This is a genomic window from Nonomuraea sp. KM90 (assembly GCF_052246675.1).
Classification (GTDB): domain Bacteria; phylum Actinomycetota; class Actinomycetes; order Streptosporangiales; family Streptosporangiaceae; genus Nonomuraea.
The window spans coordinates 22,651-46,901 of record NZ_JBQQCB010000049.1 but is presented as its reverse complement, the minus strand read 5'-3'; the positions used below and the strand labels follow the sequence as shown (position 1 = coordinate 46,901).

Annotated in this window: 23 protein-coding genes; 5 read left to right on the top strand and 18 right to left on the bottom strand. The window is 71.2% G+C overall.

What is annotated here, in order from left to right:
- Positions 1 to 113: 113 nt before the first annotated feature.
- Positions 114 to 1,013, top strand: a complete 900-nt coding sequence (locus tag ACTWPW_RS35450; RefSeq protein ID WP_375114604.1) for an NAD-dependent epimerase/dehydratase family protein — start codon at positions 114 to 116, stop codon at positions 1,011 to 1,013.
- Between the two features lie 9 nt (positions 1,014 to 1,022).
- Positions 1,023 to 1,922 carry a glycosyltransferase family 2 protein gene (locus tag ACTWPW_RS35445; protein ID WP_443171193.1) on the top strand — a complete coding sequence of 300 codons (900 nt, stop codon included), beginning with the start codon at positions 1,023 to 1,025 and terminating at the stop codon, positions 1,920 to 1,922.
- A gap of 3 nt (positions 1,923 to 1,925) precedes the next feature.
- Here the strand turns inward: ACTWPW_RS35445 and ACTWPW_RS35440 are convergent, their stop codons facing one another.
- The 3 genes from ACTWPW_RS35440 to ACTWPW_RS35430 are packed head-to-tail and all read right to left on the bottom strand — an operon-like array spanning position 1,926 to position 6,158.
- A complete protein-coding gene (locus tag ACTWPW_RS35440) occupies positions 1,926 to 3,287 on the bottom strand; it encodes a hypothetical protein (protein WP_443171192.1) in 1,362 nt (453 codons plus the stop codon).
- Between the two features lie 9 nt (positions 3,288 to 3,296).
- Positions 3,297 to 5,378 (bottom strand): glycosyltransferase, encoded by a 2,082-nt coding sequence (locus tag ACTWPW_RS35435; RefSeq protein WP_443171191.1) that lies wholly within the window; start codon positions 5,376 to 5,378, stop codon positions 3,297 to 3,299.
- Between the two features lie 3 nt (positions 5,379 to 5,381).
- The gene (locus ACTWPW_RS35430; protein ID WP_443171190.1) at positions 5,382 to 6,158 is read right to left on the bottom strand and encodes a WecB/TagA/CpsF family glycosyltransferase; all 777 of its coding nucleotides are present in this window, start codon (positions 6,156 to 6,158) and stop codon (positions 5,382 to 5,384) included.
- Positions 6,159 to 6,327: 169 nt separating this feature from the next.
- Here ACTWPW_RS35430 and ACTWPW_RS35425 point away from each other — a divergent pair, with 169 nt between their 5' ends.
- Positions 6,328 to 6,879 (top strand): dTDP-4-dehydrorhamnose 3,5-epimerase family protein, encoded by a 552-nt coding sequence (locus tag ACTWPW_RS35425; protein ID WP_443171189.1) that lies wholly within the window; start codon positions 6,328 to 6,330, stop codon positions 6,877 to 6,879.
- On the opposite strand, the gene ACTWPW_RS35420 is transcribed toward ACTWPW_RS35425, so the two are convergent.
- Together ACTWPW_RS35420 and ACTWPW_RS35415 are read right to left on the bottom strand one after the other, a co-directional pair.
- On the bottom strand, positions 6,815 to 8,197 hold the full coding sequence (locus tag ACTWPW_RS35420) for an O-antigen ligase family protein (protein WP_375114598.1): 1,383 nt from the start codon (positions 8,195 to 8,197) through the stop codon (positions 6,815 to 6,817). The genes ACTWPW_RS35425 and ACTWPW_RS35420 overlap by 65 nt on opposite strands.
- Positions 8,198 to 8,200: 3 nt before the next feature.
- Entirely contained in the window at positions 8,201 to 8,938 is a 738-nt protein-coding gene (locus tag ACTWPW_RS35415) for a hypothetical protein (RefSeq protein WP_443171188.1), read from the bottom strand.
- 146 nt (positions 8,939 to 9,084) lie between these two features.
- Here ACTWPW_RS35415 and ACTWPW_RS35410 point away from each other — a divergent pair, with 146 nt between their 5' ends.
- Positions 9,085 to 9,957 carry a DUF6492 family protein gene (locus tag ACTWPW_RS35410; RefSeq protein WP_443171187.1) on the top strand — a complete coding sequence of 291 codons (873 nt, stop codon included), beginning with the start codon at positions 9,085 to 9,087 and terminating at the stop codon, positions 9,955 to 9,957.
- Here the strand turns inward: ACTWPW_RS35410 and ACTWPW_RS35405 are convergent.
- From ACTWPW_RS35405 to ACTWPW_RS35365, 9 genes are all read right to left on the bottom strand, one after another.
- Positions 9,936 to 10,955, bottom strand: coding sequence for a hypothetical protein (locus ACTWPW_RS35405; protein ID WP_443171186.1), 1,020 nt, complete (start codon positions 10,953 to 10,955; stop codon positions 9,936 to 9,938). The genes ACTWPW_RS35410 and ACTWPW_RS35405 overlap by 22 nt on opposite strands.
- 64 nt (positions 10,956 to 11,019) lie before the next feature.
- The gene (locus tag ACTWPW_RS35400) at positions 11,020 to 11,895 is read right to left on the bottom strand and encodes a glycosyltransferase family 2 protein (RefSeq protein WP_375114594.1); all 876 of its coding nucleotides are present in this window, start codon (positions 11,893 to 11,895) and stop codon (positions 11,020 to 11,022) included.
- The gene (locus tag ACTWPW_RS35395) at positions 11,882 to 13,336 is read right to left on the bottom strand and encodes an oligosaccharide flippase family protein (RefSeq protein WP_375114593.1); all 1,455 of its coding nucleotides are present in this window, start codon (positions 13,334 to 13,336) and stop codon (positions 11,882 to 11,884) included. Before ACTWPW_RS35395 ends, ACTWPW_RS35400 begins: the two co-directional genes overlap by 14 nt.
- Before the next feature lie 10 nt (positions 13,337 to 13,346).
- Positions 13,347 to 14,306, bottom strand: coding sequence for a hypothetical protein (locus ACTWPW_RS35390; protein WP_443171185.1), 960 nt, complete (start codon positions 14,304 to 14,306; stop codon positions 13,347 to 13,349).
- Positions 14,300 to 15,577 carry a DUF4910 domain-containing protein gene (locus tag ACTWPW_RS35385; protein ID WP_443171184.1) on the bottom strand — a complete coding sequence of 426 codons (1,278 nt, stop codon included), beginning with the start codon at positions 15,575 to 15,577 and terminating at the stop codon, positions 14,300 to 14,302. The genes ACTWPW_RS35390 and ACTWPW_RS35385 overlap by 7 nt, the downstream gene beginning before the upstream one ends.
- On the bottom strand, positions 15,574 to 16,593 hold the full coding sequence (locus ACTWPW_RS35380) for an NAD-dependent epimerase/dehydratase family protein (RefSeq protein WP_375114590.1): 1,020 nt from the start codon (positions 16,591 to 16,593) through the stop codon (positions 15,574 to 15,576). Before ACTWPW_RS35380 ends, ACTWPW_RS35385 begins: the two co-directional genes overlap by 4 nt.
- Position 16,594: 1 nt before the next feature.
- On the bottom strand, positions 16,595 to 17,266 hold the full coding sequence (locus tag ACTWPW_RS35375; RefSeq protein WP_375114589.1) for a PIG-L deacetylase family protein: 672 nt from the start codon (positions 17,264 to 17,266) through the stop codon (positions 16,595 to 16,597).
- Positions 17,245 to 18,021, bottom strand: coding sequence for a glucose-1-phosphate cytidylyltransferase (locus ACTWPW_RS35370; RefSeq protein WP_375114588.1), 777 nt, complete (start codon positions 18,019 to 18,021; stop codon positions 17,245 to 17,247). The genes ACTWPW_RS35375 and ACTWPW_RS35370 overlap by 22 nt, the downstream gene beginning before the upstream one ends.
- On the bottom strand, positions 18,018 to 19,220 hold the full coding sequence (locus ACTWPW_RS35365; RefSeq protein ID WP_375114587.1) for a class I SAM-dependent methyltransferase: 1,203 nt from the start codon (positions 19,218 to 19,220) through the stop codon (positions 18,018 to 18,020). The genes ACTWPW_RS35370 and ACTWPW_RS35365 overlap by 4 nt, the downstream gene beginning before the upstream one ends.
- A 59-nt stretch (positions 19,221 to 19,279) precedes the next feature.
- Here ACTWPW_RS35365 and ACTWPW_RS35360 point away from each other — a divergent pair, with 59 nt between their 5' ends.
- Positions 19,280 to 19,858 carry a dTDP-4-dehydrorhamnose 3,5-epimerase family protein gene (locus ACTWPW_RS35360; RefSeq protein WP_375114586.1) on the top strand — a complete coding sequence of 193 codons (579 nt, stop codon included), beginning with the start codon at positions 19,280 to 19,282 and terminating at the stop codon, positions 19,856 to 19,858.
- Here ACTWPW_RS35360 and rfbD read toward each other — a convergent pair.
- Genes rfbD through ACTWPW_RS35340 form a run of 4 tightly spaced genes read right to left on the bottom strand, consistent with a single transcriptional unit; the run spans position 19,840 to position 24,167 of the window.
- Positions 19,840 to 20,691, bottom strand: a complete 852-nt coding sequence (gene rfbD, locus ACTWPW_RS35355) for a dTDP-4-dehydrorhamnose reductase (RefSeq protein WP_443171183.1) — start codon at positions 20,689 to 20,691, stop codon at positions 19,840 to 19,842. The two genes, ACTWPW_RS35360 and rfbD, sit on opposite strands and share 19 nt — an antisense overlap.
- A gap of 28 nt (positions 20,692 to 20,719) precedes the next feature.
- Positions 20,720 to 21,646, bottom strand: coding sequence for a dTDP-glucose 4,6-dehydratase (rfbB, locus tag ACTWPW_RS35350; protein ID WP_364130543.1), 927 nt, complete (start codon positions 21,644 to 21,646; stop codon positions 20,720 to 20,722).
- A complete protein-coding gene (locus ACTWPW_RS35345) occupies positions 21,643 to 22,710 on the bottom strand; it encodes a glucose-1-phosphate thymidylyltransferase (RefSeq protein WP_375114583.1) in 1,068 nt (355 codons plus the stop codon). Before ACTWPW_RS35345 ends, rfbB begins: the two co-directional genes overlap by 4 nt.
- A gap of 2 nt (positions 22,711 to 22,712) precedes the next feature.
- The gene (locus ACTWPW_RS35340) at positions 22,713 to 24,167 is read right to left on the bottom strand and encodes a sugar transferase (RefSeq protein WP_375114582.1); all 1,455 of its coding nucleotides are present in this window, start codon (positions 24,165 to 24,167) and stop codon (positions 22,713 to 22,715) included.
- Between the last annotated feature and the right edge of the window lie 84 nt (positions 24,168 to 24,251).

Here is a 24,251-nt window from a genome sequence, read left to right as displayed (position 1 = left end):
ACGCCGCCGCCCGTTCGGGCGGCGGCGTTCGTGTTTCCGCACTTGCTGCATTCGTCCGTGTAACAGGCCATGGCCGGAAGGGGATGCACCAGTGACCACGGGGGGGAGTGCTCATGGCATGGAAGGGCAGGCGGGCCCTGGTGACGGGGGCCTCGGGCTTCATCGGCGGGCATCTCGTCACGCGCCTGGCCGCGCTGGAGGCCGACGTCCACGCGGTGAGCCGCAGGCCGGCGGCGGACGGCGCGGTGCGGTGGCACCAGGTCGATCTGCGTGACCAGGAGGCGACGGCCGAGCTGCTCGGCGCGGTGGCCCCCGACGTCGTCTTCCACCTGGCCAGCGAGGTCAACGGCGCCAGGGACCCGCAGGTGGTCCCGGTCACGCTCGCCGGCAACCTGCAGAGCACGGTCAACCTGCTGACCGCCGCCGTGCGGCACGGATGCCGCATGGTGCTGGCGGGCTCGATCGAGGAGCCCCGGCCGGGCAACGGGCAGGCCGCCGCGCCGTCGCCGTACGCGATGGCCAAGAGCGCGGCGTCGGGCTACGCCGACCTCTACCACCGGCTGTGGGGACTGCCGTGCACGGTCCTGCGGCCCTCCATGGTGTACGGGCCGGCGCAGCGGGACACGGCGAAGCTGGTGCCGTACGTGACGCTGGCACTGCTGCGCGGCGAGGAGCCGCGCCTGACCAGCGGCGCCAAGGTGGCCGACTGGGTCTACGTGGACGACGTGGTGACGGCCTTCGTCGCCGCCGCCGAGGACGACCGGGCCATCGGGCGGTCCATCGACGTGGGCACCGGGGTGAAGACCTCGGTGCGCGAGCTGGTCGAGCACCTCTACGCGATCGCGGGCGGCGGCGCGCGGCCGGGCTTCGGCGCGGTCGCCGACCGGCCGCTGGACATCACGCAGGTGGCCGACCTCGGACCGGCGCTGGAGCTGATCGGCTGGCGGCCCACCGTCGAGCTGGCGGACGGGCTGCGGCGCACGGTCGCCTGGTACGCCCAGCAGGCGTCATAGCGGGCACCGATGCGCATCGCCGCGGTGATCGTCACCTACAACAGCGCCGACGTGCTGGCCGGCTGCCTCGCCTCGCTCCCCGCGGCGGCCGAGGGAGTGGAGCTGGCCGCGGTCGTGGTGGCCGACAACGCCTCGGCCGACGCCGGGCCGGCCATCGCCCGGCAGGCCGGGGCACTGCCCGTGATCCCGGTCGACCTGGGCAGGAACGCCGGCTACGCCGCGGGCGTCAACGCCGGCCTGGACGCGCTCGATCTTGACGCGCTCGACGCCGTCTACGTGCTCAACCCGGACTGCCGGCTGCGCCCGGGCTCGATCGCGCCGCTGTCCGAGGCGCTGCGCGTGCCCGGGCGCGGCATCTCGGTGCCCAAGCTGGTCAACCCCGACGGCTCGCTCCAGCCGTCGTTGCGGCGGATGCCCACGCTGGGCCGGGCGCTGGCGGAGGCGCTGCTGGGCGGCACGCTGGCGGGGCGGCTGGGGCGGATCGGGGAGGTGGTCACCGACCCGCGCGCGTACGAACGACCGGCCTCGTACGCCTGGGCCACGGGGGCGGCGATGCTGATCTCGGTGCCCGCGCTGCGCGCGGTCGGCCGGTGGGACGAGTCGTTCTTCCTCTACAGCGAGGAGACCGAATACTGCCTGCGCGCCGCCGACCTGGGCTGGACGACCTGGTACGAGCCCCGCGCGGTGATCGAGCACATCGGCGGCGCCGGCGGCACGGACCCCGCCCTGGCCGCCCTGCTCGCGGTCAACCGGGTCAGGCTGTTCAGGCGGCGCCGGGGCAGGCCGGCGGGCGCCGCCTACCACGCGATCCAGCTGCTCGGCCAGGCCGTGCGCGCGCTGGCGGGGCGGGCCATCGCCCGGGCCTGCCTGGCCGCGCTGCTGCGCCCCGGGCGGGTGCACGTGCCGTGAGGCTCAGAGCGGGATCTTGTAGATGTGGTAGGAGTGCTCGGCCGCGAAGGAGTCGCTGAAGCGTCCGGACCCGTCGATGGGGACCGTGCGCCCTTCGAAGAGGACCTCGGCCTGGCTCGCCTCGACCCCGGCGGGCAGGGTGAGCCGGCGGGTGCCCGGTTCGGCGTCGCGGTCCGGCATGGCGAAGACGTAGAGGGCGTCCCCGTGCCGCTTCAGCATGGTGTCCAGTCCCTTGCCGAACTCGTACTGGTAGGACTGGGTGTTGAGCACGGGGGCGAGCTGGGCGATCCGCTTGTTCAGCTCGACGACCGTCGGCCTGATCCGGTCGCCGCAGCGCTCGCGCAGCACGTGCTGCGACTGGCAGGGCCCGCCGAAGTTGTGGTTGAAGTAGAGGATCCCGCGGGCCTCGTGGATGAGCGAGCTCATCACGGCGCCGGCCAGCTCGTCCGGCTCGATCGTGCGCTTGTCGTCGACGCCCGGCCAGCCCACCTCCACGACCGCGTAGACGGGCTGCAACTGCTTGTCGAGGGCGTCCAGCCGACGGAGCTTCTCGATGATCATGCCGTAGTTGGCCGCCCGCCGGCACTTGTCGAGGGGCACGTTGATGTAGTTCTTGGCGTCCTGGCAGATGCCCTCGCTGGTGTACCAGTAGACGTCGGCCGAGGTGACGTCGGTGTAGTCGTTGACGAACCGGCCGGCCTGCTGGTCGTTCTCCCAGATGATGACGCCCTTGCCGAAGTTGGCGTAGTGCAGGCGGCCGTCCTTGGGCAGCCGCTTCTTCTGCTCGGTCAGCACGGTGTAGCCGCAGCTCTGGTCCTCGGGGACGCACAGCGGCCCCTCGCCGGGGTGGTTCCCGGTCCATTTCGCGTCACCGGGGCCGGCCCACATGTCGGCCTCGTCGTCGATCACCCAGCCGACCGTCTCGTCCCCGTGGCCGTCCAGCGGCTTGTCCGTGAACGCCCACATGCCGCCCTCGCGGACCCGCTGCGCGCTGCTGGTGCTCGTCAGGCCCATGTACGTGTTCAGGCCCAGCGCCTTGTCGCCCGCGGCGTCCCCGGGCTCGACGACCGACTCCAGCCAGACGCCGACGGGGAAGAACGCGGGGTCGGTCCAGCCCGCGGTCGCCATCCCGCCGAACTTGCCGTAGTAGGCGGGCCCGCCCTCCCACGGCACCGTGGGCAGGGCCTCCAGCGACGCGCCACGGGACGGCGTCGCGGGCTGCTCCGTCGTGCCGCCGGGCGGCCTGGTCGGCTCGTCACCCGGCAGGACCTGACGCCACCCGCCGGGATAGAAGTAGAGCAAGGCCAGCACCAGGACGAGGGTCCCGACGCCGAACACGGATAACAGGGACAGCTTTCGCCCCATCGAATCTCCTCAGCCTCTGCTTGGCGGCGCTTCGGCCATGGCCATGAGCTCGGCGGCGCGGGATGACCACGACGCGCCGAGCACGGACTCGCGCAGCGCTTGGGGTTCGCGTGGCCCGCCGTCGTCCAGGATCGAACGGATGGCCGCGATGAATTCGGCGGGGTCGGTGACGGCCCTGACCCGATCAGTATAGTTCGCGAGCTCCGCGAAGTCCGTGCTCACCACGGGGAGGCCGAGCGCCAGATACTCCTTGAGCTTGATCGGGTTCGCGTGCCGGATCCACGCGTTGTCCAGCCACGGCATGATCGCCACGTCGAACCCCGACCCGTACGCCGGGATGTCCTCGTAGGGCCGGAAGCCCAGCCAGTGGACGTTCGGATATTTGGTGAGCCGCTCCATCGGTGCAGTGGCGTCGCCGATGAGCACCAGGGACACGTCGGGCAGGTCCGCCGCGATCCGCTCCAGCAGGTCGAAGTCCACCACGAAGTCGTCGAGCGCGCCGAAGAAGCCCACGCGCGGCCCCGGGACGTCCGCCAGGTCGGCGGGCAGCCGGTCCCTCCTGGTGAAGTGCTCCAGGTCGACGCCGTGGTCGAGGAAGTGGGCCCGGTCTCCGGTGAGGTGGCGCTCCTCGGCCATCAGCGCCCCGCTGACGTAGAGCACGTGGTCGGCGCGGCGCAGCAGGGCCTCCTCCAGCTCCTGGATCGTCCCGGTGTCCGACTCGGGGAACGCGGAGTGCCGGTCCGACCGGTTGAACAGCAGCGCCCGCCTGCGCATCGGCCGGACCACGTCCCAGGCGGTGGGGATGGTCACCATGATCACGGGTTCGGTCAGCCCGATCGCCCGGCACACGACGCGTACCTGGGCGCGTACGAGCACGGCGTTGACCCGCCGTAACAGGGGCGAGCCGTAGAAGGGCAGCGGCAGCGGGGACATGACGTAGAAGTCGGGCATCGGCCTGCGGACGAACTTGGCCACGCTGCGCAGCTTGCGACCGATCCGGCGCAGCGGCTGGGTCGTCCTGCCCGGCGTCGGCATGCGCATGCCGATGCTGTTGACCACCAGCACCTTCCGCCGCCCGGCCACCGAGCGCATGAGCTGGAAGTCGGAGTGGGCCCGGTTGTGGTACCACCAGTCCTGGGCGGAGAAGCAGACGTAGCCGGGCGGCGCCGGCGTGGTCGGCGTGGCGGGCGTGGTCGGCGTGGCCGGCCACCGCGGCAGGGTGAGCAGGGCACGCAGCGCCAGCCGGTGCCGGTGGCCGCGTACGCGACCCTTGGCCAGCGCCCGCAGCCCCTCGTTGAGCAGCACCGCCGCGCGCATGGCCAGCCCTGGGACCCTCCCGTGCCGCTCACGGTGCAGCCGGACCCGGTTGGCCGCCGACAGCGCCCACAACGTGCCCGACGTCTGCTGCGCGCCGCCGAGGTGCACCACCCGCGCCCGGGGCTGGTAGCGGACGGCGAAGCCGCGATCCCCGGCCCGGAGCATGTACTCGGTCTCCTCCGAGTACAGGAAGTACCGCTCGTCCATGGGGCCGAGCGCGTCCAGGCAGTCACAGGAGATCAGCCACGCGGCTCCCGTGGCCCAGTCGGCCGTGCCCTCGCGGGCGTAGCGCGAGCGATCCACCACCAGCTCCCCCAAGGGGGCGAACCGGCCCGCCCGCGGGCCGCCGAGCAGGGCCTCGCCGACGGCTCTGAGCACGGTGGGCCGCCGGCGCAGCGAGAGGTCCAGGCTGCCGTCCTCGCCGGTGAGCTCGGGCACGGCGATGCCGGTCCCCGGTACGGCCAGCGTCTCCCGCAGCCGGGCGACGGCGTCGAGGTCGAGCCGGATGTCCGGGTTGAGCACCAGCACGTCGCAGCCCGCCGCCGCCGCGATGCCGGCGTTCACCCCGGCCGCGAAGCCGCTGTTACGTTCCAACTGGACGATCTCGGCGGCCGGGTCGACCTGGCGTACCAGCTTGACCGTGTCGTCGGCCGAGGCGTTGTCGACCACGATGACCCGGGCCGGACCCTGGTCACGCAGGGCCAGCCGGACCGACTTCAGGCAGTCGGCGACCACCTCGGCGCTGTGATACGTGACGATCACTACCGCTAGCATCGTTCACCTTTCCCGCAGGCGGATGCGCAGGCTCTGGACCAGCAGGCGCAGGGCGAAGGGCATGTCGTGGACCAGGTAGCGGCGGGCCAGGCGGCGCGGTTCGAGCGCGAGCCTGTGCAGCCACTCGCCGCCGGTGCGCTGCAGGAGCGCCGGGGCACGGTTGAACTGGCCGGCGGCCATCGGGATGCCCGCTCCGCACCCCAGGTGCCAGGCGGCCGGCAGCCGCGCGCGCAGCGTCGCGATCATCCGTTCCTGCTTGGGGAAACCGAGGCCGACGAGCACGAGGTCGGGCGCGGTGGCACTCACGCGCTCGGCGACCTCCCGCAGGTGCTGCGGGTCGGCGTCGAACCCGTACGGAGGCGAGTACGCGCCCGCCACCCGCAGGCCCGGATACCGCTCCGCCAGCACGCGCCCCGCCTCCTCGGGCACGCCCTCGTCGCCGCCGAGCAGGAACACGGAGCGGCCCTCCGCCGCGGCCCGCTCCGACAGGGTGAACACGAGGGAGGCGCCGGTCACCCGCTCCCGGATGGCCGCGCCCGCCAGCCGGCCGGCCCACACCACGGGCATCCCGTCGGCCACCACCACCTGGGCCTGGGCGACCAGCGCGGCGAGCTCGGGATCGCGGGTGGCCGCGCGGACGATGTCGACGTTGGCTGTCACGATCCAACCGCCCTGACCGGCCCGCCAGCCGGCCGCCACTGTCTCGGCCAGCTCCGTCTCCGTGATCACCATCACGTCGATCGCGCCGACCCGTACCCGGGCCGAAGCAGCCGAGGGCACGGCATGATCCGCGGAAATACGATCGCCCCCAGCTTCCGATCGCTCGAATGCCCCTGTTCCAACGGGTAATCGGGCGATATAGGAGGCTTGTTACGTCCGCTGGGGTTAACAGTGAAAGACGCTGAGAAAACGCCCTATTTGATGGCTCGGCATGGAATATATAGGGGGCATGAGAGTAGAGCATGGCGCGCTCGACGGGGTGCTGCTGTTCGTGCCGTCCCCCCATCGCGACGACCGCGGGCTGTTCACGCGCACCTTCGACACCGCCGTCGCCAGGGAGGCGGGCCTGACGCCCGAGTCCTTCATCCAGGACAGCCAGTCCCGCTCGCGCCGCGGTGTCGTCCGCGGCCTGCACGGCCGCTCGGGGCGGGGTGAGGCCAAGCTCGTCAGGTGCGCCCGCGGCGCCATGTACGACGTCCTGGTGGACGCCAGGCCCGGCTCTCCCACGTTCGGCAAGACGATGGCGGTGACGCTCGACGACGAGAGCTTCGTCACCCTCTACGTCCCGCCGGGGCTGCTGCACGGCTTCCAGTCGCTCACCGACCCCGTCGACACCTGCTACCGCATCGACCGCGCGCACGATCCCGCCGAGGACCTGTCGGTGCGCTACGACGATCCCGATCTGGGGGTCGACTGGCCGCTGCCCGCCGCCGGGGTCAGCGCGCGGGATCTGGCGGCGGGCTCGTGGGCGGAGCTGTGCCGCCGGCTGGGTTCGGGCTGACCTGCTCGGCCCGCGCGGCCCGCAACAGCGCTCCGGCCGCGCCGACCAGGAGGAACGACAGCCCGGTCGCCGTCGCGAACGCGATCAGGTCGAAGGTGAACGACCCGACGAGGGGCACGACCAGGCAGGCGGCGATGGTGAGCCCGAGGTCGCGGACACCGGGGTCGGCGCTCAGGTATCTGGCCTTGAGCGCCGAGTAGAAGGCGACCACGAAGAGCCCGGCGAAGGTCAGGGTGCCGAACAGCCCGGTCTCCACCATGGACAGGATGTACTGGTTGTCGAAGATCTGGTGCTTGGGGGCGTACCAGGTGCCCATGCCGCGGCCGAGCCAGAAGTGCCGGCCGATCTCCTGGGAGGCGACCGCGTAGTCGTGCGTCCTGTACTGGATGCTCGGGTCGTAGCCCAGGTTGGTGAACAACCCCAGAATGGCGTTGATCAGGCCGGGCGCGGCCAACCTGATGACCACGAGGAAGCCGGCGGCCACGATCAGCGCCTGCACGCGGCGCCGCGCCGGCCAGCCGGCGAACAGCACCGCGCCGACCACCGCCAGGCTCAGCATGGCCGAGCGCGACACCGAGAACATGAGCCCGCACCCGATCAGCAGCGTGCACACCCACCAGCGCAGCGCGGGCTGCCCCCGCAGGCGCGCCTTCGTGGCCAGGTGCACGCCCAGCGGCAGGATCATGGCGCAGGTGACGCCGAACTCGATGGGGTGGCCGGCGGTGGCGGCCACCCGGCGCAGCTCCGCGCGTTCGAGGACGAAGGTGTCCTCGCTGGTGTAGCGGAGGATCGGCAGTTCCAGGTACGTCGTCAGGTCGATGGAGAACAGGAACTGGAAGGCCCCGATCAGCGACATGACCGTGCCGGCGACCACGACGGTCTTGAGCAGGAAGTCCAGGCGGCGGAACCCGCGGACCCCGTCGCAGACCGTGAGCCCGATGCCGACCGAGGCGATGATCAGCACGAAGGCGTGGTCGGCCATGTTCAGCTCGTCGGACTCCAGGAATCCCGCGGTGGTGAAGCCGTAGGTGGCCACCATGGCGGTGAAGTAGGCGAACAGCGCCGTGCGTACGGGCGTGCGTCCCTTGGCCACCCCCAGCGTGAGCGTGAGCTGTGCGCACAACCACAGCAGCGCCGCCCCCAGGCTCACGATGTTGGCGGGGGTGAGGGAGAGCGGGAGCAGCCTGAGCACCAGCCGGGCGGGCACGATCATCAGCACCACGGCGAACACCGCCGCGACGGTCGCGCCGTCGGCGCGTCCCGGCGCGGGGGCGTCGGCGAGCGCGGGCAGGCTCCTGCCGGGCAGCTTGAGCGCCACCGGTCACGTCCCCCGCTCGGCCGTGGCCAGTTCCCCGGCCTGCGGCTCGGCGGTGTCCCCCGGCCGTCCGCGCCGGGGTCTGCGGGCCCGGTAGGCGCGCAGCGGGCCCGCCAGGTTGTCGGCGGCGAAGGCGGCGCACAGCGCGCCGATCGCCCCCAGGCCGAGCGCGGCCGCCGACGAGCGCAGCTTCCTGCCGTACTGCGGGGTCGGCGTGGTCGGCGGCACGGCCGCCCTGATCGTGATGAACGTCTCCGCGGGCGCGTGCACCTGCTTCTGGCGCAGCTCCAGCTCCTTCGCCACCCGGTCCATGACCTTCAGCGCGATGGCGGTGGCCGCCTCCGGCCGGGTGCTCTCGCCCTTGACGAACACCAGCGGGCCCGTGGCCAGCGACTCCAGGTTGTTGGTGCCGTTGGTGACCGCGTACGCGGGATCGCCGTCGACCTTGACGCCCATCTCGGCCACCATGTCGGGGGTGCTCATGACGCTGATCAGCATCGAGGAGGCCACGCTCAGCCCGTGTTCGAAGTTCAGCAGCGGGTTCACCCGGGGAATCGGCGCGTCCGGGTCGCCCGGCGTGACGCCGCCGCTGGTGGGCGCGGTCAGGACGAGCACCGCCTCGGTGCTGTAGGTGATGGGGATCGTGGAGTAGGCGAAGAACGCCGCGCCCATGGCCAGCAGAAAGGCCGGCACCGCGACGTACCATCGCCGGATCAGGACGAGGATGGTCCCCCAGAAATCCACGCGCCCTCCACGTTCTTCCCGCCTCATACATGTCGTGCGGAGCGGGGTGGAGCGTTACATAAATCCCTGTAACACCACCCAAACCATCACGATAAGGAGGTCAGAAGGCGCATCGCGCTGCGCGGGGGAAACTGGAGACCGTCTTCATGAGTTCTTTGGCCGTCGTTACGCCCACGTACGGACCCGACGCCGAACTCTTCGCTCACCTGCACCGATCCGTCCTGGAGTTCACCTCCGACGACACCGTGCACCACGTGGTGATCTCGCCGTCCGACCGGGCGCTGTTCGCCGGCTACGCCGGGCCGCGGTGCCGGATCTGGACGTATCCGGAGATCCTGCCCCGCCGCGTCCTCCGGCTGCCCGGCGTCGGGCTGTGGGTCAACGCGGCCCGGCCGTGGCCGCCGCTGCGCGGCTGGATCATGCAGCAGGTGGCCAAGATGGCCGTCGCCGCGCGGCTGGAGTCGAAGGTGGTGCTGGTGGCCGACTCCGACGTGGTCCTGGTCCGCCCGGCCACCCCCGACCTGTTCCTACGGGACGGCCAGGTCTGCCTGTACCGGGTCGGCGACGGGGTGCACGAGGGCATGCCCGACCACGTCACCTGGCACCGGGTCGCCCGCGAACTGCTCGGCCTGCCGGCCTCACCCGCGCTGCCGAAGCCCGACTACGTCAGCTCGCTGGCGTGCTGGGACCCGGCCGTCGTCAGGGCGATGCAGCAGCGGATCGCCTCGGCCACCGGCCGGCCCTGGATCGACGCCTTCGCCGCGCACCTGCAGGTCTCGGAGTTCATCTGCTACGGCGTGTACGCGGACGAGCTGCTGGAGACCCCGGCCCCGGTCAACAACACGCTCTGCCACTTCATGTGGGACACCAACCCGCTGGACCAGGCCGGCGCCCTCGCCTTCGCCGACCGCCTGCCGCCCGAGGCGGTCGGCATGATGATCTCCGCCAAGTCGCACACGCCAATGGAGGCCAGGACTGCCGCCATCCGCCGCTGCGCTCAGGTGGCCGGGTCCGGCTGATCGTCGTCCGGCTTGATGGCCGGGAAGGTCTGGGTGTCCGCGTCGCCCAGCTCCGGGCTGTCCGGCGGGAACTCCGCCAGCGTCCCCAGCGGCGCCTTGACACCGTTGCCCACGACCGCTTCGGCCACGCGCGCGGGCTCCTCGACGGCCTTGCCCGCCTCGCCCTTGCGCACCGGCCCGTGGCCGAACTTGACCAGCGTCCCCTGCATGGGATCCGCGTCGAGGTCGGGCGCGCTGACGGCCACCGGCTCGGGCGTCGATTCAGGCTCCGGCGTCGCTTCGAGCACGGGGTCGAGCACGGGGTCGAGCACGGGCGCGGGCTGCCCGTCCGGCTCGCCGGTGGCCTCGCGGATCGCTCGCAGCCGCTGGTACCCGTAGGCCACGCCGAACCCGCCGACCACGCCGAGCAGCCCGCCGCCCGCCGTCGCCATCAGCCGGTCCTGGATGACGAGTTTGGGCACGGAGGCGGGCATCACGTCGAGGATGCCGATGTGCGTGCTGATCGGCGCGCCCAGAGCGGTCTGCCAGGTGGCCAGCTCCACCCGCACCCGGCGCTGCGCCTTGATCATGACCTCCTGGACCGTACCGGGGGAGGTGCTCTCCACCTCCAGGTAGATGAACGGCCCGTTGGTGCTGATGCTCAGCAGGTCCGGATTGGTCCGGCCGTCGTTGATGGTCAGGGTGGTGGGCCCGCCCTCGGGGGCGCCGATCTCGGCGGCCACGTCCTCGGTGTTCGTGGACAGGATGAGGATGCCGGCCGTGGTCCGCAGCGCGTCGCTGAACTGCAGCAGCGGATTGGTCAGCCCCGGCTTGCGCAACGGCTCGGTCTCCAGCGTCCCGCCGGTGGCGGGGATGGTGAGGACCATGGAGGCCGTGGACACGTAGCGGCTGGGCAGCAGGAAGTACGCGGCCAGGGCCAGCCCGATCGTGGCCAGTGCGATGGGGATCCCGACGGCTCTCTTCCTGGCCAGACCGAAAATAGTCTTCCAGAAGCCCACTATTATTTGCCCCCGTCAGCGTTGTACCGGTACAAACAGGAAATCGCGCTGTTCACTGGACGTGTTACACCAGCCGTGCCATTGCCAGCAATTTCCGGCTCCGGTGCGCGACCGTACGGCGCTGGCGGCGCGCGTACATGCGCACCACGGCGGACCGCGCCCGGCGGCGCCGCTCCGGCGTGAGCTCCGCCTCCGCCACCCATCGCAACAGCTCGCGCAGCTGGAGCGTGTTGGCCAGGCGGGCCTGCCAGGGCGGCACGTCGAGCCGGCGGGCGACGCCCGCGATCCGCTCGACCCGCGTGTTGCGGTACGCCAGCACCTCGGGCACGTGCGCCCACGGGCCGGCCAGCGCGAGCTTGGCGGCGAAGACCTCGTCCTCGCGCAGCATGTTCCGCCGCGGGATCTCGGTCGCCGGGCCACGCCGCAGCAGCCCGTAGAGCGGGTCCATCAGCAGCGGGCTCTCGTTGAGCAGCCGGAGCAGCTCGGAGAGGCGCTCCACGGGGTCGTCCGAGCCCAGGCCCGTGCCCTCGTACGGGCTGGTCCTGGTCACCCCGTCGGGCCCGGTGTAGCCGACCTGGGTGGTGACCAGGATGATCCGCTCGTCGGCCGCGAAGGCCGCCATGGCCCGCGAGAGGCAGGCCGGGTCCAGCCGGTCGTCGTCGCCGATCCAGCGCACGAAAGCGCCCTTGGAGATCCGCGCGGCGTGCATGAAGTTGTTCAGCAGGCCGACGTTGTGCGGGTGCCGGTGGTAGACGATCCGGCGGTCGCCGGCGGCCAGGTCCCTGCACAGCTCCTCGGTGCCGTCGGTGGAGGCGTTGTCCGAGATGACCAGCTCCAGGTGCCCGTAGTCCTGGGCGAGCACCGATTCGACCACGCCTTCCAGCCGTTCGGCGCCGTTGCGTACCGGCAGTGCGATCGAGACCAGTTCAGAGCCGGGCATGGGCCCTCCCTTGGTTCAGCAGTCGTCGGAGTGTCGCCGGCGGCGTGGCGAGCAGCGCGAAGACGAGCAGCCCTGAACCGCCGACGACGAGGAGTTCGAGCAGCGGGTCGCCCTCGAACGTCCCGGTGAACAGCACCATGAGCAGGCCGGCCCCCAGCGTCGCCAGCGCGGGGCGGACCAGCCCGGGAAGGATCGGCTTGACGCGTACGCCCTGTCGGTGCAGCAGCAGGACGCTCAGCGGCAGCGCGACGAGGACGGCCACGACGGCGTGGCCGATGGCCGCGCCCCTGATGCCGCCGTAGTGCGCGCCGGCCAGCAGCGCGGGCAGCAGCGCGATGGCCCAGCCGAGGTTGAGCCAGACCGTGCTCTTGGTCGCGCCGACCGAGATGAGGATGTCCGTGGCCAGGAACGACGTGATCATGCGCACGACCATGACGACGGCCAGGAAGCGCAGCACCCCCGCCGCCGGGTCCCAGCGGGGCTCGTAGAGGAACGCGACGAGCGGATGCGCGAGCGTGGCCATGACCAGCGCCACGGGCAGCACGAAGGACAGCAGCAGCGGGACGGATCGCCGCACGCCCTCCGACAGCGAGTCGCCCTCCTCGGCCAGGCGGGAGAAGCTGGGCAGGGAGACGTAGCGCAACGCCGTGCCGATCAGCCCGGGCACCCAGCTGGAGACGTTGAAGGCGAGCAGGTAGTAGCCGAGCTGCACCTCGCCGAGCACGGCGCCCACGACGACGAAGCTGGAGTTCATCAGCACGGCCTCCAGGCCGAACCCGGCCGCCGACGGCAGGCCGAAGCGCAGCAGCCGGCCGGCCACGGCCCGGTCGAAGCCGTACACGAAGGGCATCCTGGCCAGGGCGAGAACGATGACACCCGTGACCACGGACGCGGCCAGCTGGCCCCAGGCGAAGCTGTAGGCGCCCGCGCCGCCCACGGCCAGCGTGATGGCCAGGGCGGCGTTGACGGCGAAGCCGGCCAGGTTGGCGATGGCCAGCTTGTCCTGCGCGAACTCGCGCATCAGCGCGGCGCTGCGCACCGCGGTCACGGCCTCGACCAGGATGACCGCGGTGAGCAGCCGCACGACGCCGGTCGCCTCCTCGCTGCCGGCCAGCGCGGAGAAGTACGGAGCCCCCGCCCAGAACAGCCCGTAGAGCCCGGAGGCGAAGAAGAACGCGAGCACCGTGGCGGTGGGCGCGATCTCGTCGAGCCGCCCCCGCCACTGGATGACGGCGGCCATGATGCCCGCGTCCTTGACGACCATGACGAACTGCGTGGCCGCCAGGGCGACCGCGTATATACCGAAGTCCCCGGGCGCGAGGAGGCGCGCGAGCACCAGGCTCATGACGAAGGAGGCCGCCTTGGTCACCGTGTTCCCGAGGAGGCTCCATCGCAGTCCACGACCCGCCTTGCGGCCGATGGATTCGACGTTCTCGTTCATTCCCGCCTTTTCATACCGCTCGTTCCAGCCAGATCTCCCGCCAGAACGGCACGAACTCGCGGGGGCAGTTGAGGCTGTGCACCCCCTCGCAGACGACTTCCTCGAGCACGATGCACGGGTTCTTCATGTGCAGCATCGCGCCGGTCTTCTCGTCGATGCACCGCTCGACCCTGGCCTGCACGCGCGCCGTCCGCCCGCAGTAGCGGGCCATCTCCTGCTCGAAGCCCATGCCGCGGTTGAGCAGGTCGGCGTTGAGCGTCTTGAGGATCTCCTCCTTGGGCTTGACCCTGACCAGCTCTCCCGGGCGCAGGTCGAGGGTCTGCGCGGGCGTGGGGCCGGTGACCCGGCCCTTGAGGAAGCCCCACGGCAGCCCGCCCCTGAGCCACAGCCGCCGCGGCAGCACGCGCCTGGCCAGGTGCTGCAGCCGGTTGAACAGCCCGATGGCCAGGCTCTGCAGGGTCCTGAGCGGGCCCACGTTGCCCGAGCGCACGTCGGTGACGTACTGCGTGACGTTCTTGAGCGGCAGGCACGTCGGCGCGGCCCGCAGCAGCTCGGTGGCCTGGCAGGCGAAACGTTCCGCTCCGCCGTCGCCGGTCGGCTTGCGCGTGTTGACCTCGAGCAGCGGCAGCAGCCGCGGCTCCTGGACCGGCGGCGCGGGCTCGCCCGCCACCCGCCTGATCCAGGCCTCCTTCCAGTACAGGGAGCAGGCGGTCTGGCAGCCACCGTGCGCGGACCCGTCGCAACGGGCCCCCGTCAGGTGAACGGCGCGCTCCATCTTGCGCAGCCCGGTGCGGGCCTGGGTGTCGCACAGCTTGTGCGCCACTTTGTGCACGGTGAGCCGCCGGCCGCAGTAGGCCAGCATCTCGGGCATGAACGGCAGCCCGTCGAGCTCGCCACGCTCGTCCAGCGTGGCGAGGATCTCGGCCTCGCTTCGTACTTCCACCAGGTCTCCGACCCTGAAGTTCAGCACGCCATCTCCTTGACCAGTCCGGCCGCCAGCAGCGCCTGAGCCGCGTCCTCCAGCGCGGCGAACGGCATGTCGGAGCGCTGGGCGATGTCGAGCAGGCTGTGCTCCCCGTCGGACAGGTTCAACACCCATAACATCGCCATCTGCGCCTGTTTCGTGTCACTCCGCCCTCCGAGCGAGCCGTACAGGCCACGTCGGCCCAGTTGCGGTTCGCCGTAAGGGCTGAGGTTGAGCAAGGTGCGATCTCCCTCCAGCACCCGGGTGACCTGCCAGAGCGTCTCCAGCGTGTCGGCCAGGGCGGTGGGGGTGACGAAATTCGGGTTGTCTCCCGACGTGTGATATTCCGGATATCCGGCGTACGGCGTCCTGGTGAGGCTGCCGAACGGCAGGTTGAAGCCCGGCGAGCAGAACTGCCGCTCGTCGTAGCCGTACGGTGAGAACGGCAGCACGTCGTGCGGCCGGTCCTTGAGCACGTGCGTCACGGCCCGGTCGATGCCGGCGTCGCCGCGCCTGCTGCGCTTGTACGTGAGCGACCCCGGATCACCCGCGCAGGCCAGCGTGAGCCCGTGCGCGATCCGGTGCACGCGCTCCCTGTTCAGCGCCAGCCAGGTGATCGCGCCGATCGTGCCCGGCATGAACAGGAAGCGATAGGTGAACCGGGGCCGCCCCCGCTGCCCGGCCAGCCGCCGGGCCAGGCCCGTCGCCACCGCGATGCCGGCCAGGTTGTCGTTGGCCAGCGACGGATGGCAGGTGTGGCAGGAGATGACCACCTCCTCCTCGGTCCTGCCGGGGACGACGTGCTCGGCGATGGTCAGCGAGCCGTCCTGGAGCGTCGAGTCGATCAGCACCTCGTACGGCCCCTCGTCCAGCGCTTCGAGCGTGCTCTGGCGCAGGCAGAAGCCCCAGGTCTCGGCGTAGTAACCGGTCCGGTAAGGGATCAGATCGGGCTGCTCGGGCAGCGTGTGCAGGCGCGGGCGCAGCTCGGCCAGCGAGTACGTCCCCGACACCGGCACGCTGTAGCCCACCACGTGCAGGTTCGACTCGCGGAAGTCGACGACCCGGCGCCCCGTGGCGTCCTTGACGTAGGCGTCGCGGATGTTCCACTCCTTGGGCACCGTCCAGTCGAGCACCTCCGTCCCGGTCGGCACCTCGGTGATCTCCAGCGGGACGTGCTCGCCGACGATCTCCAGCGTGGCCCGCACGCCGTCGCCGGTGATGCTCCTGCACAGCGGGTACAGGCGCTCGACCAGGGCGTGCAGCTCGGCCCCCGTCATGGTCGCAGCTCTTCGCCGATCGTCCCGTCGAGCCTGCGGTCCGACAGCCTGGCCAGGCGCGTGAAGCGGCGGTCGAAGTCGTGCCTGGTCAGCCCGTGCTCACGGTAGGCCTCGGCCAGCTCGGCCGCGCCCGCCTTGACCGTCCAGCGGGCCTCGTAGCCGGGCAGCGCCGCCCGTACCCGCGCGAAGTCCACCCGGTAGGAGCGGGGGTCGTTGCCGGCCTCACCGGTGATCACCAGCCGGGAGCCCGGCACGGCCTCGGCCACCTCCGCGGCGATCTCGGCCACGGTCACGTTGTTGCCCTCGGTGCCGATGTTGAAGGCCCGCGCGTGCACGGCCTCGCGCGGCGCGTCCAGCGCGCGCAGGAACGCCTCGGCGATGTCGCGGGCGTGCACCAGCGGCCGCCACGGCGTCCCGTCCGACAGCACCCGCACCTCCCCGGTCAGCACGGCGTGCCCCACCAGGTTGTTCAGCACGATGTCCGCCCGGAGCCGGGGCGAGAAGCCGAAGGCCGTGGCGTTGCGCATGAAGACCGGGGTGAAGTCGGCGTCGGCCAGCCCCACCAGGTCCTCCTCGACGCGCACCTTCGACTCGGCGTACGGGGTGACCGGCTTGAGCGGCGCGTCCTCGTTCACCAGGTCGTCGCCGCCCGAGGCGCCGTAGACCGAGCAAGTGGAGGCGTACAGGAACCTGCGCACCCCGGCCTCCTTGGCCAGGCGGGCCAGCCGTACCGAGGCGTGGTGGTTGATGTCGTAGGTCAGCTCCGGCGCGAGCGAGCCGAGCGGGTCGTTGGAGAGCGCGGCCAGGTGAGCCACCGCGTCGATGCCGGTCAGCAGGTCCGGCGGCACGTCCCGCAGGTCCACGGCGTGGCCGGGCGGGTCGGCCGGAGGGGGGCCGAGCACGCAGTCGGCGAACAGGCCCGAGTCGAGGCCGATCACCTCGTGTCCGGCCGCCGCCAGCACGGGGGCCATCACGCTGCCCAGGTAGCCCTGGTGCCCGGTCAATAGGATCCGCACGTCAGTCTCCAGCAAGATCGATGGTCAGCTTGGTCACGTGGAAGGCCTCGGCGTAGCGGGCCCCGCACTCGATGCCGCGGATGCGGGCGAGCCCGAGGAACGCCTCCCTGTCGTACCAGGGGCGGTGTCTCTGTGAGGGGTAGTGCTCCTGCAGCAGCCGCACCTTGGCCTCGGCCACCTCGTCGGCGAGCGGGTGGTGGACCGAGGGGCGGCCGAGGTCGCCGTCCCACTTGACGATCTCGTAGCCGAGCACGAGATGGTCGCGGTAGACCGTGGGCACGAGCTCGGCCAGGCCGCGGTGGTCCTGGTGGGCATCGCCGCGCCAGGGCGCGACGATCAGGTCGGGGGCGGGCTGGGCGGCCCGCAGGTCCTCCAGGGCGTTCTTGGCCTCGTCCCAGTGCGCGGGCAGGCGGCCGTCCGGGATCTTGAGCACGGTGAGCCGGAGGTCGGCGCCGGGGCAGAACGCGGCGAGCGCGGCCCGCTCCTCGCGCTCGCGCTCGGTGCCGCCGCCGGACAGCACGAGCGCGTCCACGCGAAGCCCGGGGCGCGCGGCGCAGAGCGTGAGCAGGCTCCCGCCCGCCCCGATCGCGAGGTCGTCGCAGTGCGCGCCCAGGGCCACGACCGCGTCCGTACGCGCGGGCCGCAGGCCGATCACGTTTCCCACAACGCCCACGGCCGCTCGCCGCGGGCCCACGAGCGGTCCAGCTCCAGGCGCTGGTTCACGGTGTCGCTCGGCCGCCAGTAGCCCCGGTGCGGGTACGCCATCAGCCGCCCGCGCTTGGCCAGCTCGGCGCAGCCGTCCGCGACCAGGTCGCCCTGCTCCGGGATGTGCTCGAAGACCTCCTGGCGCAGCACGAAGAAGCCGCCGTTGACCCAGAGCGGCATCTCGCTGACCGGGGTGATGCCGCCCACCAGGCCGCCCTCGCTGACGTCGATGACGTGGAAGGTGTTCGTGGGCGGGACCACCATCATCGAGGCGCCGGCGTCGGAGGCGGTGAAGCGGTCGATGATGTCGGGCAGCGGGGCGTCGGTGAGCACGTCGGCGTAGTTGGCCAGGAACATCTCGTCGCCGTCCAGGTGCGGGCGCACCCGGCGCAGCCGTTCGCCGATCGACGAGTCGAGCCCGGTGTCGATCAGCGAGACCGACCAATCCGAAATATCCGTGGATAACAGCTCGGCCCGGCCGTTACGCAGGACGAAGTCGTTCGACGCCGTCTCCTTGTACGTCAGGAAGAAGTCCTTGATGTGCTGCGCGCCGTAGCCCAGGCACAGGATGAACTCCTTGTGCCCGAAGTGCGCGTAGTAGCGCATCACATGCCAGACCAGCGGGCGCGGGCCGACGAACTGCATCGGCTTCGGCATGTCGCCGCCGGGCAGGTCGCTGCGCATCCGGGTGCCGCGACCGCCGCAGAAGAGGACGACCTTCACACGACCTCCAGCGTGGGGATGGGGAAGACCAGCCGGCCGCCCCAGTCGCGGATGTAGGAGAGCTGGTCGACCAGCTCGTCACGCAGGTTCCAGGGCAGGACGAGGACGTAGTCCGGCCGGTCGGCGGCGATGCGCTCGGGCGGGAAGATCGGGATCCGGGCGCCCGGGGTGAACCTCCCGTGCTTGTACGGGTTGCGGTCCACGGTGTACGGCAGCAGGTCCGGCCGGACCCCGCAGTGGTTGAGCAGCGTGTTGCCCTTGCCCGGCGCCCCGTACCCGACCACCGTGCTGCCGTCCTCGGCGGCGGCGACGAGGAAGCTCAGCAGGTCGCGCCGGACCTTGGCCACCCGCTCCGTGAAGTCGATGTAGCCGGAGATGTCGTGCAGCCCCGCCGCCTTCTCCATCGCCAGCACGTCGGCCACCCGCTGCGAGGGCGTGCCCGACGGCCGGGCCCACAGCCGGATCGAGCCGCCATGCGTGGTCAGCAGCTCCACGTCCACCAGCGTCAGGCCGCCACTGGCCAGCGCGCGCTGCGCGGAGGCGACCGTGTAGTACTGGAAGTGCTCGTGGTAGATCGTGTCGTACTGGTTGAGCTGCATCAGCGTGAGCAGGTGCTGCACCTCGATCGAGACCGAGCCGTCGTCGGCGACCAGCGTGCGCAGCCCCTCGGTGAAGCCGATCACGTCGGGGATGTGCGCGTAGACGTTGTTGGCGACCACGTGGTCCGCGGTGCCGTGCTCCCGCACCACGGCCCGGGCGCTCTCCGGCGTGAGGAACGCCGTCACCGTCGGCACCCCGCGCTCCCTGGCGGCCTGGCCCACGTTGACCGACGGCTCGATGCCCAGGCAGCGCGCCCCCCGGTCCAGCACGTGCCGCAGCAGGTAGCCGTCGTTGCTGGCCACCTCCACCACGAACGAGTCCGGCCGCAGGTCGAGCCCCGCCACGAAGGAGCGCGCGTGCTCCACCCAGGAGGCGGAGTAGGAGGAGAAGTAGGCGTAGTCGGTGAAGGTCTCCTCGGGGGTGATCAGCGGCGGGATCTGCGCCAGCCAGCACGACGTGCACACGCGCAGGTGCAGCGGATAGGTCAGCTCGGGCTCGTCGAGCTGCTCCGCCGTGAGGAACCGCTCGCAGGGCGGCGTCGCCCCCAGGTCGACCACGCCCGTGAGGTCGGTCGAGCCGCATAACCGGCAAGTCTTCATCCACATGCTCCAAGAAGTTGATGTTCCGCTCGGCCCGGTGGTCTCGTTACTGTCGGATCATGGATCCCCTCGGCATCGACGGCGCCTGGCGCCACACGCCGCTCGTCCACGCCGACCCCCGTGGCTCGTTCTTCGAGGCCTACCGCGCGGCCGACCTGCCGCGACGGTTCGAGCTGGCCCAGGTCAACTGCTCCGTGTCCGCCCGCGGCGTGCTGCGTGGCGTGCACTTCGCCGACGTGCCGCCGGGGCAGGCGAAATACGTGATGTGCCTGTCGGGCAGCGTCATGGACGTCGTCGTGGACATCCGCGTGGGATCCCCCACCTTCGGCCGGTGGGAGGCCCTGACGCTGGACGACGAGACGCGGAGCGCCGTGCTGATCGCCGAGGGGCTGGGCCACGCGTTCATGGCGCTCAGCGAACAGGCGACGGTGGCGTACCTGTGCTCGGAGCCGTACGCGCCGGGCCGCGAGCACGGCATCCACCCGCTCGACCCGGCCCTGTCGATCGGCTGGCCGGCCGGCGTGGCGCCCGTGCTGTCGGAGAAGGACGCCAAGGCGCCCTCCCTCGACGAGGCGCTCGCGACCGGGCTGCTGCCCGACTACCAGGTGTGCCGGGAGTTCTACGCCACGCTGCACTGACGGCTCCTCGACAGGACGGGCCAGGCCGCGTGCAGCGCCGCGCGCCAGTGCCGGATCGGCTCCCACCGGGTGTGCGCCAGCACGCTGTTCGCCGGGCGGGCGGCGGGGCGCGGGAAGGACGAGGTCGGCACCGGACACACCCGTCCGGGATCCTCGCCCAGCAGCGTGAAGATCTCCTTGGCGAACCCGCACCAGGTCGTCTCGCCCTCGCTCGTGCCGTGATAGACGCCCGGCGGCAGGTCCGACTGCGCGAGCCGGACGAGGTAGTCGGCCAGATCGGCGCTCCACGTGGGCTGACCGCGCTGGTCGTCGACCACGTTCAGGGTCCGCCGCTCCCCGGCCAGCCTGATCATGGTCCGCGCGAAGTTGGCGCCGTGCGCCCCGTACAGCCAGGCGCTGCGCACCACGTAGTGCCCGTGCTCCAGCGCCGCCCGCTCGCCCGCCAGCTTGGTCCTGCCGTAGGCGTTCACCGGCCCCGTCGGCGCGTCCTCCGGGTAGGGCAGGAGGCCGGTCCCCGCGAAGACGTAGTCGGTGGAGACGTGCAGGAGCCGGGCCCCGACCCGGTCGCACGCCTCGGCCAGCCAGCGCACCGCGCTCCCGTTGACCGCCAGCGCCTCGGCCTCGTGCGTCTCGGCGTCGTCCACCGCGGTCCAGGCGGCACAGTTGATCACGGCTCGGGGCCGGTAGGCGGAGACGAAGTCGTGCACCGCCCGCCTGTCGCGCACGTCCAGCTCGCCCCGGCCGAGCGCGAGCACCGGCTCGCCGGTCAGCGCGGTCCGGTCGAGGACGTCGGCGGCCAGCATGCCACCCGCCCCCGTGATGAGCCACCTCATGCCGCCTCCTGGCATAAACGGGTGATCACTACCGGGCCCACCAGTCGCGGTGCTCGGCGTACCAGCGGACGGTGTCCTTGAGCCCCTGCTCGAACGGGACCTCCGGCCGGTAGCCGAGGGCCCGCAGCTTGGCGTCGTCCAGGGAGTACCTGCGGTCGTGGCCCTTGCGGTCGGCGACGTACTCGACCATGTCCCAGTCCTGGCCGCAGGCTTCGAGCAGGCGCGTGGTGAGCTCCTTGTTGGTCAGCTCCGCGGTGCCCGCGATGTGGTAGACCTCGCCCGGGCCGCCCTTCTCGGCGACCAGGCGGATGCCCGCGCAGTGGTCCTCGACGTGGATCCAGTCCCGTACGTTGCCGCCGTCCCCGTACAGCGGCACCTTCCTGCCCTGCAGCAGGTTCGTGATGAACAGCGGGATGACCTTCTCGGGATACTGCCTGGGGCCGTAGTTGTTGCCGCAGCGGGTGATCGAGACGTTCAGGCCGTACGTGATCGCGTACGCGCGGGCGATCAGGTCGCCGCTCGCCTTCGACGCCGCGTACGGCGAGCGGGGCCGCACCGGCGCGGCCTCGTCCCAGGAGCCGATGTCGATCGAGCCGTAGACCTCGTCGGTCGACACCTGCACCACCTTCGGCACCTCGGCCTCCAGGCACGCCTGGAGCAGCGTCTGGGTGCCGAGCGCGTTGGTGCGCATGAACTCGGCGGCGCCCTCGATCGAGCGGTCCACGTGGGACTCGGCGGCGAAGTTCACCACCAGGTCGTGCCCGGGGACCAGGTCGGCCAGCAGGTCGGCGTCGCAGATGTCCCCGTGCACGAACTCGTGCCGCACCCCGTCGAGGTTGGCGCGGTTCCCGGCGTACGTGAGCTTGTCGAGGACCGTCACGTACCCGTCATGGAGGTTCCGGACGAAGTGGGAGCCGATGAATCCCGCACCACCCGTCACCAGAATTCTTGTCATGAACTGATCTGTACCTTGCTGTGATCGCCCAGCACCAGACGGTGGGCTCTGGGCGTGTTGGGCGCGGGGGTGACCTCGACGTCGTGGCCGATCAGCGACGACTCGATGCGGCCGACCCCGGCGATGGAGGCCCGGGGCAGCACGATCGAGTACTCGATCTCGCTGCCGATGATGGCGCAGGCGGCGCCGATCGAGGTGTACGGGCCGACGTAGCTGTCCTGGATCCGGGCGCCCGCGCCGATGATCGCCGGGCCGACGACCCGGGACCGCTCGACCACCGCGCCCGGCTCGATCGCGACGCGGCCGATGAGCTCGCTGGCCGCGTCCACGTGCCCCTGGATCCGCCGCTCCACCGACTCCAGGACCAGCCGGTTGACCTCCAGCATGTCGGTGACGTTGCCGGTGTCCTTCCAGTAGCCCGAGATCACCGAGGACTCGACGCGCATCCCGGCCTCGATCAGCCACTGGATGGCGTCGGTGATCTCCAGCTCGCCCCGCCACGACGGCTTGAGCTCCGCCACCGCCGCGTGCACGGCCGGGCTGAACAGGTAGACGCCGACCAGCGCCAGGTCGCTCTTGGGCCGGGCCGGCTTCTCCTCCAGGCCGATCACGCGGCCCGCGGCGTCGAGCTCGGCGACCCCGAACTGGCGCGGGTCGCCGACCTGGGTCAGCATGATCTGGGCGGCGGGCCGCTCCCTGGCGAACCTGTGCACCAGGTCGTTGATGCCGCCGACGATGAAGTTGTCGCCCAGGTACATGACGAAGTCGTCGTCGCCCAGGTAGTCGCGGGCGATCAGCACGCCGTGGGCCAGCCCGAGCGGCGCCTCCTGCCGCAGGTACGTCACCTGCAGCCCGAATGCCGAGCCGTCGCCCACCGCCTCCTCGATCTCCGCGTGCGTGTCCCCCACGACCAGGCCCAGCTCCTGGATCCCGGCGGCCGCGATGGCCTCCAGCCCGTAGAACAGGACCGGTTTGTTCGCGACCGGGACCAGTTGCTTGGCCGAGGTATGGGTGATGGGTCGTAGCCGTGTGCCCGACCCCCCGGCGAGCACGAGTGCTTTCACCGTTAGTACGCCCCTTCTCCACGGGTGACGACGGACCAGGTCTTCCACAGGATCTGCAGGTCGAGGATGAGCGACCAGTTCTCCACGTACCGCAGGTCGAGGCGTACGGACTCCTCCCAGGTCAGGTCGGAGCGACCGCTGACCTGCCACAACCCGGTCATGCCCGGCTTGACCACCAGGCGGCGGCGGACGTCGGCGCCGTACTTGCCCACCTCTTCCGGCAGCGGCGGGCGGGGGCCGACGAGGGACATCTCTCCGCGGAGGACATTGAGCAGTTGAGGCAGCTCGTCGAGGGAGTATTTCCGCAGGAAAGCGCCTACCCGAGTGATCCTTGGATCGTTCCTAATCTTGAAGAGCACCCCGTCGAACTCGTTCGCGTCGAGTAACGCGCTCTTGAGTCGTTCCGCATCAACCACCATCGTACGAAATTTCACGACACGGAACTCTTTGCCGCTTTTGCCGATCCGCACCTGGTGGAACAGGGCGGCACCCGGGCTCGTCATGCGGATCACCACCGCGATCGCCAGCAGCGGCAGGGCCAGCACCACGAGCGCGGCCCCCGCCACCAGGCGGTCGAAGACCGTCTTCACGAACTGCCGCATGCCGTCGAACTCGGGATGCTCCACGTGCAGGAGCGGCATCCCCGCGACCGGCCTGATGCTGATGCGCGGCCCGGCCACGTCGAGAAGGGCGGGGGCCACGAAGAGATCGGTGCGCGCGGTCTCCAGGCTCCAGGCCAGCCGGCGCAGCGCCGCCCCGTCCAGCTCCGGGCAGGCCAGCACCGCCACGGCGTCCGCCTGCTGCCGCTCGACCGCGCTCGCCACGTCGGCGAAGGAGCCCAGGACCGGAATGCCGTCCACGTCGACGTCGAGCGCGTTGTCCGGAAGGCAGGCTCCCACCACCCGCATTCCGTGATACGGCTGCCGCCTGAACTGCACCACCAGGTCGAGGATCGACTCCCGGTGCCCGACCGCTATGACCTGGCGCATGTAGTCGCCCACCGCTCTCCTTCGGTGGAGTCGTTTGCGCATCCGGTAGCGGTAATAGAGCGTGATCAGCAGGGCCAGCGGCAGCATCGCCATCACGAAGCTGCGCGCGATCACCGCCTGCGTGGCGTAGGCCATGATGGCGACGGTGGCCATCAGGCCGATGCCGCCGTTGAAGACGGCCTTGAACTCCTCCGTTCCCTCGCCGTTGGCGCGCTGGCGATACGCCCCGCTCATCAGGAGCGCGACCGGCCAGGCGATGACGAGACCGAACCCCAGCAGGTATTCGGCCAGTGGAATGTACGCGCCGGCGATCAGCCGGATGCCCAGCACGCATACGCATGCGAGCAGCACGCAGATCGTGTCCCCGCATAACAGGAGCCGTAAATACGCCCGCGTCCAGATGCTGGACGCGCGGCGTGGTACGGCCTCGAGGAGCACGACAGCGGACTCCCCAGTCCCCACCCTCATAGCACCACCCTGACAACTCTGTGCACCGCGATAACTTGACGTTCCTTGAACCACATGGGTTGACAAGTCCCACGCACAACAAGG

Bases quoted from the DNA above. Each gene is read 5' to 3' on its own strand.
- ACTWPW_RS35360 (WP_375114586.1), top strand. From the start codon at position 19,280: ATGGATCCCCTCGGCATCGACGGCGCCTGGCGCCACACGCCGCTCGTC.
- ACTWPW_RS35365 (WP_375114587.1), bottom strand. From the start codon at position 19,220: ATGAAGACTTGCCGGTTATGCGGCTCGACCGACCTCACGGGCGTGGTC.
- ACTWPW_RS35440 (WP_443171192.1), bottom strand. From the start codon at position 3,287: ATGGGGCGAAAGCTGTCCCTGTTATCCGTGTTCGGCGTCGGGACCCTC.
- ACTWPW_RS35400 (WP_375114594.1), bottom strand. From the start codon at position 11,895: ATGCCCGGCTCTGAACTGGTCTCGATCGCACTGCCGGTACGCAACGGC.
- ACTWPW_RS35340 (WP_375114582.1), bottom strand. From the start codon at position 24,167: ATGAGGGTGGGGACTGGGGAGTCCGCTGTCGTGCTCCTCGAGGCCGTA.
- ACTWPW_RS35410 (WP_443171187.1), top strand. From the start codon at position 9,085: ATGAGTTCTTTGGCCGTCGTTACGCCCACGTACGGACCCGACGCCGAA.
- rfbB (WP_364130543.1), bottom strand. From the start codon at position 21,646: ATGACAAGAATTCTGGTGACGGGTGGTGCGGGATTCATCGGCTCCCAC.
- rfbD (WP_443171183.1), bottom strand. From the start codon at position 20,691: ATGAGGTGGCTCATCACGGGGGCGGGTGGCATGCTGGCCGCCGACGTC.
- ACTWPW_RS35435 (WP_443171191.1), bottom strand. From the start codon at position 5,378: ATGCTAGCGGTAGTGATCGTCACGTATCACAGCGCCGAGGTGGTCGCC.
- ACTWPW_RS35385 (WP_443171184.1), bottom strand. From the start codon at position 15,577: ATGACGGGGGCCGAGCTGCACGCCCTGGTCGAGCGCCTGTACCCGCTG.
- ACTWPW_RS35395 (WP_375114593.1), bottom strand. From the start codon at position 13,336: ATGAACGAGAACGTCGAATCCATCGGCCGCAAGGCGGGTCGTGGACTG.
- ACTWPW_RS35445 (WP_443171193.1), top strand. From the start codon at position 1,023: ATGCGCATCGCCGCGGTGATCGTCACCTACAACAGCGCCGACGTGCTG.
- ACTWPW_RS35450 (WP_375114604.1), top strand. From the start codon at position 114: ATGGCATGGAAGGGCAGGCGGGCCCTGGTGACGGGGGCCTCGGGCTTC.
- ACTWPW_RS35425 (WP_443171189.1), top strand. From the start codon at position 6,328: ATGAGAGTAGAGCATGGCGCGCTCGACGGGGTGCTGCTGTTCGTGCCG.